Raw genomic sequence first — 10,080 nt, forward strand, 5'->3', positions numbered from 1 at the left:
AAACATGAAAAACAATATCCTGACAATAGAAACAAACAACCAGCAAATTAAACTGCTGTATCATCCGTTATAAAATTGCCATTCAAACTAAATGGCATCAACAAACAGACACGCTATTGAGATATCAAGCAACACGCGCACATCGTTCTCTCACCGCGTCTGCGGTGCGAGTCGGAGGCTCGGATGCGCCGGCGGAAACTTCCGTCTGACGACTTCTTGCTTCGTCGTCCCGGTGCGAGTAACTACTCTAGCAGTTCTTCGCGGTCCGGTCCAACTCTGCGCCGTGTGTTCCCGGTCTCGGTCGGATCATCCTGCGATCGTCCCTCTGACCTGGTCACGGCCACCCTCCCGGTTGCCCGGTCGAGCTGTCCCGCAACTGCTCCGCTCCACTGTGTTCCTCGCGCCTCCCGGGGGAGACTCTCGGTCCGTCGTGCCTGCGTTCTCGCTGCTGACAAGAGAGAACATTACGGGTCTCGCGGGGGGTCGTCAAACCCGTCGATTCAGGCCCCGTTCACGTCGTGGATTCACTAAGCGCGCAGGTCAGCGGCACTTTTTGGAGGCCGGGAAAGCGCTCGTTCACCTGGATGTGACCCACGTCTGAGAGGGGGGTCACCGGGCCTTATCGTCGGCTTGACAGTTTGTGGAGCCGTCCTCTAGAGGGCCTCTATCGGGCGCGCCCTCGCCCGTGCCGCCGGTTCTCGCAGAACGCAGGAGCCCCACCCTCTGCAGGTTGCAGGGAGTGGGGCTCCGGTGGTGCGGGGCTCTCGGTCAGTCGGCGCGACGGATCATCGCCGCGTTCTTGCGTCCCCTGCGCAGCAGCAGGTATCCGCCGGGCAGAGCATCGAGCGAGGCGATCTCGCGGGAGATGTCCTCGGCGGTGACCTTCTCTCCGTTCACGGAGAGCCCACCACCTTCGGCATCCCGGCGGGCGGCGCCCTTGGAGGTGACGATGCCGGCCTGGATGAACCCGTCGACCAGAGTGGTCGTGCCGGAGACGTCTGCTCCCGGCAGCTCGCGGGAGATCGCGATGAGGGTCTGCTCGTCCAGCTCCTGCACCTCGCCCCGGCCGAAGAGCACCGCGGCTGCGGCCTTGGCCTGCGTGGTGGCCTGATCTCCGTGGACCATCGTGGTCAGCTCATCGGCCAGCGCCTTCTGAGCGGCACGCTGATGCGAGGCGGTCTCGGTCGCGTGCTCGAGCTCGGCGATCTCGTCCTGGCCACGGAAGGTGAAGTACCGCAGGTAGTTCACGACGTCCGCGTCAGCGGCATTGAGCCAGAACTGATGGAAGGCGTAGGGGCTGGTGAGCTCGGCATCGAGCCAGATGGCGCCGCCCTCGCTCTTGCCGAACTTCGTGCCGTCCGCCTTGGTCACCAGCGGTGTGGTGAGCGCATGCGCATCCTTCCCCTCCACCTTGTGGATCAGGTCGACGCCCGAGAGCAGGTTGCCCCACTGATCGTTCCCGCCGTACTGCAGGGTGATGCCGTGGCGACGATGCAGCTCGAGGAAGTCGATCCCCTGCAGCACCTGGTAGCTGAACTCGGTGTAGCTGATCCCTTCGTCGCTCTGCAGCCTGCGCGCGACGGTGTCCTTGGCGAGCATGGTGCCCAGGCGGTAGTGCTTGCCCATGTCCCGCAGGAAGTCCAGGGCGCTCATCTGCCCGATCCAGTCGAGGTTGTTCACCATGGTGACGGCGTGCTCCCCCTCGAGGTCGAGGAAGCGGGAGATCTGCCCGCGCAGGCTGTCCACCCACTGACCGACGATCTCCGCGTCGTTCAGCACCCGCTCCCCCGACATGCGGGGGTCGCCGATGAGTCCGGTCGCGCCGCCCACCAGGGCGTAGGGGTGGTGTCCCGCCAGCTGGAAGCGACGCATGGTGAGCACCTGCGTCAGATGGCCGACGTGGAGGGAGGCCGCCGTCGGATCGAATCCGCAATACAGGCTGACCGGTCCGTCCGCCAGAGCGCTGCCGAGCGCCTCGCGCCCGGTGGTCTGCACGACGAGTCCTCGCCAGGCGAGCTCGTCCAGGACGGAATGCATCGATCAGTTCCTCTCAGCTGTGTGGCGGGCACCGGCAGGGAGCCCGACGGTCAGTATCCCACCTCCCGGCAGGGCGGCGCGGAGCAGAGACCGCGGTCGCGGCCCGCGGCTCAGCGGTCGCGGGTGAAGCGCCGCAGCGCGGTGACCGCCTCCGCAGCGGCGTCCTCCTGCTCAGCGACCCTCACCGGGGCGGTGCCGCCCTTCGCATCGCGGGAGGCGATCGAGCCCTCGACGGTCAGGACGGCACGGACCGAGCCGTCCAGATGCTCCGAGATCGATGCCAGTTCCGCATCGGTGAGATCCCACAGCTCCTTGTCCTGCTCCTCGGCGACCTTCACGCAGGCCCCCGAGATCTCGTGCGCAGAGCGGAAGGGGACACCGCGGCGCACCAGGTGGTCCGCGATGTCGGTGGCGAGGGAGAAGCCCTGGGGGGCGAGCTCGGCCATCCGCGCGGTGTGGAAGGTCAGGGTCGCCATCATGCCGGTGAACGCCGGCAGCACCAGATCGAGCGAATCGACCTGGTCGAACACCGGTTCCTTGTCCTCCTGCAGGTCGCGGTTGTACGCGAGCGGCAGGGCCTTGAGCGTGGTCAGCAGGCCCACCAGGTCACCCACCACGCGCCCCGCCTTGCCGCGGGCGAGCTCGGCGATGTCCGGGTTCTTCTTCTGCGGCATGATCGAGGATCCGGTGGAGTAGGCGTCATCCAGGGTGATGAACGAGAACTCCTTGGTGTTCCACAGGATGATCTCCTCGGCCAGCCGCGACAGATCGATGCCGATCATCGCGAGCACGAAGGAGAACTCGGCGGTGAGATCGCGCGAGGCGGTCCCGTCGATCGAGTTCCACACCGAGTCCGTGAAGCCCAGCTCCTCCGCGACCGCCTGCGGATCCAGGCCCAGGCTGGAGCCGGCGAGCGCCCCGGAGCCGTAGGGCGAGCTGTCCACCCGGGCATCGAGGTCCCGCAGGCGCTCGACGTCCCGCAGCAGCGGCCAGGCGTGGGCCAGCAGATGGTGGCTGAGCAGCAGCGGCTGGGCGTGCTGGAGGTGGGTGCGCCCGGGCATCGGGGCGCCGTGCACCTCACGGGCCCGCGCCACGAGCACATCGACCAGGTCGAGCACCTGCTCCCCGAGCGCGCGGGCCTGATCGCGGATGAACAGCCGGATCAGGGTGGCGATCTGGTCGTTGCGGGACCGGCCGGCGCGCAGCTTGCCGCCGAGCTCGGCGCCGGCCCGCTCGATGAGACCGCGTTCGAGAGCGGTGTGCACATCCTCGTCCTCGGGCGCGGCGGCGAACTCGCCGGAGGCGACATCAGCCGCGAGAGCATCCAGGGCGCTCTGCATGCCGGTCAGCTCGTCATCGCTGAGCAGGCCTGCCGCGTGGAGCACGTTCGCATGGGCCTTCGAGCCGCGCAGGTCGTACTGGGCCAGGCGCCAGTCGAAGTGCGTGGACACGGACAGCGCCGCCAGGGCGGCCGCCGGGCCGGAGCCGAAGCGCCCGCCCCACAGGGAGGCGTTCTCCTTCGCGGCCGACGGGTCGGCAGCGGCTGTCGGAGCCACAGCGTCCGAGGGGTCGGCAGATCGCGACGGGTCCGCAGTGCCCGAGGAGCCGCCCGTCGGCGTGGTGCCGTCCTGGCTCATGCCTGCCCCTCGGCGGCCTCGAGGTCCTCGCCGTTGCCGAAGGCGACGTCGCGGGCCGCGGCCTGCTTGGCGGCCAGGCCGTAGATGTCGATGAACCCGCGCGCGCTGCCCTGGTCGAAGGTGTCGCCCTCGTCGTAGGTGGCGAGGTGGAAGTCGTACAGCCCGGTCTCGGTGCGGCGCCCGGTGACGGTGGCGCGGCCGCCGTGCAGGGTCATGCGGATGTCGCCGGAGACGTAGCGCTGGGTGTCGGTGATGAAGGCGTCCAGCGACTTCTTCAGCGGGGAGAACCACTGGCCGTCGTAGACCAGATCGGTCCAGCGGTCGCTCACGGTGCGCTTGAAGCGGGCCTGCTCGCGCTCGAGGGTCACGCGCTCGAGCTCCTGGTGGGCGGTGATCAGCGTCATCGCGCCGGGAGCCTCGTAGACCTCGCGGGACTTGATGCCCACCAGGCGGTCCTCGACGATGTCGATGCGACCGATGCCCTGGGCGCCGGCGCGGGTGTTGAGCTCCTGGATGGCCTCGAGCGGCGAGACCTTCCGGCCGTCGATCGCGACCGGGACGCCCTGCTCGAAGGAGATCACGACCTCATCGGCGACCGGAGGGAAGGCCGGGTCGTCGGTGTAGCTGAAGACGTCCTTGGTGGGCTCGTTCCAGATGTCCTCGAGGAAGCCGGTCTCGATGGCGCGGCCCCACACGTTCTGGTCGATCGAGAAGGGGTTGTGCTTGGTGGTCTCGATGGGCAGGCCCTTGCGCTCGGCGTACTGGATCGCCTTGTCACGGGTCAGCGCGAGGTCGCGGACGGGGGCGATGCACTTGAGCTCGGGAGCCAGCGAGGTGATCGAGACCTCGAAGCGCACCTGGTCGTTGCCCTTGCCGGTGCAGCCATGGGCGACCGTGGTAGCGCCGTACTTCTTGGCGGCCTTGACCAGGTGCTTGGTGATCACCGGGCGGGAGATCGCCGAGACGTTCGGGTAGGCGTCCATGTACAGCGCGTTCGCCTGCAGGGCCGGCATGCAGTACTCGTTCGCGAACTCGTCGCGGGCGTCGGCGACGTACGCCTCGACGGCGCCGCAGTCCAGGGCGCGCTGTCGGATGACCTCGAGATCCTCGCCGCCCTGGCCCACGTCCACCGCGCAGGCGATGACGTCGGCGCCGGTGGCGTCGTGGATCCAGCCGATGGCGACAGAGGTGTCGAGGCCGCCGGAGTAGGCGAGGACGATCTTTTCAGTCACGGGAGATGCTCCTAGTCGTGGGTCGTGCGGGGTGCGGGTCGGGGATGGTTCGGGGTGCAGGTCGGGGTGTCAGCACGGGGCTCGTGCGGCGGATGCGGGCCGTCCGTCACGGACCGGCCGTCACGGTTCGGACGGGGACCGGGTGAGGATCTCGGCGACGTCCCGTCGGCCCTCCGCCAGGTCCAGCAGGCGGTCGGCGAGCCGATCGCCTCCGGCGGGATCGCGGGAGACCAGCAGCACGGTGTCGTCCCCGGCGATCGTACCGAGGACGTCAGGCATGACGGAGCGGTCCAGGGCGGAGGCGAGATACTGCGCACCCCCGGGCGGGGTGCGGACCACCACCAGGTTGCCGCTCGCCTCGGCGGAGACCAGCAGGCCTTCCGCCAGTCGCGGCAGGCGCGCCTCGAGCAGCTCGCTCTCGGGCGGCGGGCCGGCCGGCCTGGGGGCGCCGCCCTCAGGGGGCAGGCGGTAGACGAGGCTGCCCGCGGAGCCCCGGACCTTCTCCGCCTGGAGCTCCACCAGGTCCCGGGAGAGGGTGGCCTGGGTGACCTCGGTGCCCTCGGTGGTCAGCAGCTGGGCGAGCTGGGACTGAGAGGACACCTCCTGATGGGTGAGCAGCTGGACGATCCGCTGCTGGCGGGAGGTCTTGGTCTGGGCGAGCGCTCGTCGGGAATCGGTCATCGCTGCGCTCTCCTCGGCCGGGCGTGGCTCGCTGTGGCCTCGTCCGGGTGCTCCAGCAGCCAGGTCAGCAGGGCCTTCTGGGCGTGCAGCCGGTTCTCCGCCTCGTCCCAGACCACGGAGGAGGGACCATCGATCACTCCGGCCGTGACCTCCTTGCCGCGGTAGGCGGGCAGGCAGTGCAGGAAGAGCCCGCCGGAGAGCCCCATCAGCTCCTCGGTCACCTGGAACGGGGCGAAGGTCGCCTCGCCGCGGCCGTCCTCCCCCTCCTGGCCCATCGAGACCCAGGTGTCGGTGAGCACGGCGGTGGCGCCCGTGACCGCTTCCCGGGGGTCCTCGGTGACGGTGATCGCACCGCCGGTGGCCGCGGCGATCTCCTCGGCGCGGGCGAGGACCTGCCCATCCGGGCGATGGCTGGCCGGGGAGGCGATCCGCACGTCCATGCCGGCGGTCGCCCCGCCGAGCAGGTAGGAGTGCGCCATGTTGTTCGCGCCGTCGCCCAGGTACGCGAGGGAGCGACCGGCCAGAGCGGCGTCGCCGTCCGCCAGCCCCCCGGTGTGCTGGGCGATGGTCTGCAGGTCCGCGAGGATCTGGCAGGGGTGGAACTCGTCGGTCAGCGCGTTGATCACCGGGACGGTGGCGTGGGCGGCCATCTCCTCGATGCGCTCCTGCCCGAAGGTGCGCCAGACGATCGCGGAGACCATCCGGGTGAGCACCTGCGTGGTGTCGGCGATGGATTCGCCGCGGCCCAGCTGGCTGGAGCCCGCCTCCATCACCAGCGGACTGCCGCCGAGCTCGGCGACGCCGGTGGCGAAGGAGATCCGGGTGCGGGTGGAGGACTTGTCGAAGAGGATCGCGACGGTGCGCGGCCCTTCCAGGGGGCGCTTCGCGAAGCGGTCGCCGGCGAGCTCGAGGGCGAGGGCGAGGACCTCCTTCTGCTCGGCCGGGGCGAGATCGTCGTCGCGCAGGAAGTGACGGGGCATCTCAGTGGTCTCCTTCGGGGATCGACGCCGCGGGCGCGGGCTCCGCGGCGGCATCGAGCAGGCCGGGCAGGGCGGCCGTGAAGGTCGCGAGCTCGGCATCGGTGATGATCAGAGGTGGGGCCAGGCGCAAGGTCGACTCGTCCGGCGCATTGACGATGAAGCCGGCCTCGAGCGCCGCGGCGGCGGCCTGCTTCGCGACCGGTGCGGTCAGCGCGATGCCGAGCAGCAGCCCGGCGCCGCGCACCCCGGCGATCAGCGGGTGCTCGAGGGCGCGCACCTCCCGGGTGAGCTGCGCGCCGACGGAGCGGACGTGCGCGAGCAGATCGTCCTCGAGGATCGTGCCGAGCACGGCCAGCCCCGCGGCGGAGGCCAGCGGGTTGCCGCCGAAGGTGGTGCCGTGCTGGCCGGGCTGCAGCAGGTCGTGCACCTCGGGGCCGAAGCTGATCACGGCCCCGATCGGGAACCCGCCGCCGAGGCCCTTGGCGAGGGTCATCACGTCCGGCTGGAGACCCTCGATCGCCTGGTGGGCGAACCAGTGCCCGGTGCGGCCCACTCCCGTCTGCACCTCGTCGAGGATCAGCAGGGTGCCGTGCTCCCGTGTGAGGCGGCGCAGGGCGCGGAGGTAGTCGGGGCTGAGCGGGCGCACCCCGGCCTCGCCCTGGACGGGCTCGGCGAACACAGCGGCGACGTCACCGGGGGCGAGGGCGTCCGCGAGGGCCTGCTCGTCCCCGGCCTCGAGGAACTCGACCCCGCCGGGCAGAGGCTCGAAGGGCGTCCGGTAGGCCTCCTTCGAGGTCAGTGCCAGAGCACCCATCGTGCGACCGTGGAAGGAGTTGCTCAGCGCGAGGATGCGTGGGCGTCCGGTGCGGCGGGCGATCTTGAACGCCGCCTCGTTCGCCTCGGTGCCGGAGTTCGCGAAGAAGACCCCGGAGCCCGACGGCGCCTGCGCGAGCTCGAGCAGCTTCTCGGCGAGCTCGATCTGCGGGGCTGAGGCGAAGAAGTTCGAGACGTGCCCGAGGGTCTCCGCCTGCTTCGTGATCGCCGAGAGCAGCGCCGGGTGGGCGTGGCCGAGGGCGTTGACGGCGATCCCCGCGAGCAGATCGAGATACTGCTTCCCGTCGGTGTCCCAGACGTGCACGCCGGCGCCGCGGGCGAGCACCTTCTGCGGGCTGCCGAAGACGGGCAGCAGCGCCGCCTCGTAGCGAGTGTCCAGATCCCGGTCGCGTCCCCCCTGGCGATCCAGGTCGCGATCCAGGGTCCGGCTCTGCTCAGCGTTCTCAGACATAGTCGTCCCTCCTCACCATGGTGCCCACGCCCTTGGTCGTGAACACCTCCAGCAGCACGGCGTGCTCGATGCGACCGTCGATCATCGCGGCGGTGCGCACTCCGGCGTCCACCGCGCCCAGCAGCGCCTCGGCCTTGGGGATCATCCCTGCGGTGAGGCCGGGCAGCATGTCCCGCAGCTCGCTCGCGGAGATCTCGGGGATCAGCGAGGCGCGGTCCGGCCAGTCGCGGTACAGGCCCTCGACATCGGTGAGCATCACCAGCTTCTCCGCGTCCAGTCCCTCGGCGAGCGCGGCGGCCGCGAGGTCGGCGTTGATGTTCAGCACCTCGCCGGTGGGATCGCCGGCGCCGTCCACCTCGGGGGCGATCGAGGAGATCACGGGGATCCGGCCCGCCTCGAGCAGATCGCTGATCGCGGCGATGTTCACGCCCTGCACGGCGCCGACATGGCCGAGGTCCACGTCCTCTCCGTCCACGACGGTGCCGCGGCGCGTGGCGGTGAACAGTCGTGCGTCCTCACCGGACATGCCGATCGCGAAGGGACCGTGGTGGTTGATCAGGCCCACCAGCTCGCGACCCACCTGGCCGACCAGCACCATGCGGGCGATGTCCATGGTCTCGGTGTCGGTGACGCGCAGCCCGCCGCGGAAGGTGGACTGCTTGCCGACCCGCTCGAGCATGGCGTTGATCTGCGGCCCGCCGCCGTGCACGACCACGACGTGGATGCCGGCCAGTCGCATGAAGACGATGTCCGCCGCGAAGCCGCGCCTCAGCTCCTCGTCGACCATGGCGTTGCCGCCGTACTTCACCACGACGATCTTCCCGCGGAAACGCTGCATCCAGGGCATCGCCTCGATGAGCACCTCGGACTTCTCGCGCGCCTCGGTGCGGGCGGCGTCGAGCTGGTCCAGGGGGTTCTTGCCCACCAACGGGGCGTCGGCCGACGGGGCGGGGGGTTCGGGAGCGGTCTCGGCAGGGCTCATGAGGAGTAGGCGCTGTTCTCTTCGACGTAGTCGTGGGTGAGGTCGTTGGTCCAGATGTCCCCGGTGGCGTCTCCCGCCCCGAGGTCCACCTCGATGAGGGTCTCCCGCGGGGTCATGTCCACCTCGGAGCGGTCACGGTGGGCTCCCCCGCCGCGGCACACCTCGATGCCGTTGACGGTGACCGAGAGGTCGTCCGCCGAGAAGGGGGCGGCCTCTTCGGGGACGCAGCCGGCGGCGGCGACGATCCGGCCCCAGTTGGGGTCGTTGCCGAAGATCGCAGCCTTGACCAGGTTCGAGCGGGCGATCTCGCGAGCCACGGCGAGCGCGGCCTGCTCCGTGCTCGCCGAGCGGACGATCACGTGGACGTCGTGGCTCGCGCCCTCGGCGTCCGCGACCAGCTGCCGGGCGAGATCGGCGCTGACGGCACGCACCGCCTCGGTCAGCTCCTCGAGCGACGGGCTGATGCCGCTCGCCCCGGAGGCCAGCAGGATCACGGTGTCGTTGGTGGACATGCAGGCGTCGGAGTCGACGCGGTCGAAGGTGGTGGCCGTGGCCGCGCGCAGCGCGGCGTCGGCGGTGGCGGCGTCCACGTCCGCATCGGTGGTGAGGACCACGAGCATGGTCGCCAGCTGCGGGGCGAGCATGCCCGCGCCCTTCGCGATCCCGCCCACGATGACGCCGGAGGGTGTGGTGGCCTCCGCGCTCTTGGGGACCGAATCGGTGGTCATGATCGCGCGCGCGGCGGCCTCGTCGGCCTCCGGGCCGGAGCCCAGCTGCTGCGTCGCGGCGGTGACGCCGGCCAGCAGCGGCTCCATCGGCAGGCGCTCGCCGATCAGTCCGGTCGAGCAGACCAGCACGTCCTGGGCGGAGATCTCGAGCGCGGCGGCGAGATGCTCCGCGGTGCGGTGGGTGTCGGCGAAGCCGTCGGGTCCGGTGCAGGCGTTGGCGCCGCCGGAGTTCAGCACGACGGTGCGCGCGCGCCCGTCGGCGACGGCTTCACGGGACCAGAGCACGGGGGCGGCCTGGACGCGGTTCCTGGTGAAGACGGCGGCGGCGGTGTCGCGCGGGCCGTCGTTGACGACGAGGGCGAGATCGGCGGTGCCGCCGGCCTTGATGCCGGCGGGGAGGCCGACGGCGCGGAAGCCGCGGGGGCGGGTGATCGACACGGGAGCTCCTGGAGGACTCGGAAGGTGATGGGTGGGGAAGGGCGAGGCGGGGGCGGGGAGGGCGGCCGGGCCGGGCGGAG

The 10,080-nt window shown here is 70.4% G+C and carries 8 protein-coding genes; all 8 read right to left on the reverse strand.

The window, feature by feature from the left end:
* Positions 1-768 precede the first annotated feature (768 nt).
* Positions 769-2,037 carry a tyrosine--tRNA ligase gene (gene tyrS, locus VF289_RS19420; RefSeq protein WP_330886141.1) on the reverse strand — a complete coding sequence of 423 codons (1,269 nt, stop codon included), beginning with the start codon at positions 2,035-2,037 and terminating at the stop codon, positions 769-771.
* A 110-nt stretch (positions 2,038-2,147) separates the two neighbouring features.
* Complete coding sequence (argH, locus tag VF289_RS19425) at positions 2,148-3,674, reverse strand: argininosuccinate lyase (RefSeq protein ID WP_330886143.1); 1,527 nt, start codon at positions 3,672-3,674, stop codon at positions 2,148-2,150.
* Positions 3,671-4,906: an argininosuccinate synthase gene (locus VF289_RS19430; protein WP_330886145.1), complete on the reverse strand. Its 1,236-nt coding sequence runs from the start codon at positions 4,904-4,906 to the stop codon at positions 3,671-3,673. Before VF289_RS19430 ends, argH begins: the two co-directional genes overlap by 4 nt.
* Before the next feature lie 120 nt (positions 4,907-5,026).
* A complete protein-coding gene (locus VF289_RS19435; protein WP_330886147.1) occupies positions 5,027-5,587 on the reverse strand; it encodes an arginine repressor in 561 nt (186 codons plus the stop codon).
* Complete coding sequence (argF, locus tag VF289_RS19440) at positions 5,584-6,567, reverse strand: ornithine carbamoyltransferase (protein ID WP_330886149.1); 984 nt, start codon at positions 6,565-6,567, stop codon at positions 5,584-5,586. The genes VF289_RS19435 and argF overlap by 4 nt, the downstream gene beginning before the upstream one ends.
* A gap of 1 nt (position 6,568) precedes the next feature.
* Positions 6,569-7,852, reverse strand: coding sequence for an acetylornithine transaminase (locus tag VF289_RS19445; protein WP_330886151.1), 1,284 nt, complete (start codon positions 7,850-7,852; stop codon positions 6,569-6,571).
* A complete protein-coding gene (gene argB, locus VF289_RS19450) occupies positions 7,845-8,834 on the reverse strand; it encodes an acetylglutamate kinase (protein WP_330886153.1) in 990 nt (329 codons plus the stop codon). The genes VF289_RS19445 and argB overlap by 8 nt, the downstream gene beginning before the upstream one ends.
* Positions 8,831-10,000, reverse strand: coding sequence for a bifunctional glutamate N-acetyltransferase/amino-acid acetyltransferase ArgJ (gene argJ / locus VF289_RS19455; protein WP_330886155.1), 1,170 nt, complete (start codon positions 9,998-10,000; stop codon positions 8,831-8,833). The genes argB and argJ overlap by 4 nt, the downstream gene beginning before the upstream one ends.
* Positions 10,001-10,080 lie beyond the last annotated feature (80 nt).

The sequence above is a fragment of the Brachybacterium sp. genome, from assembly GCF_036379615.1.
Classification (GTDB): domain Bacteria; phylum Actinomycetota; class Actinomycetes; order Actinomycetales; family Dermabacteraceae; genus Brachybacterium.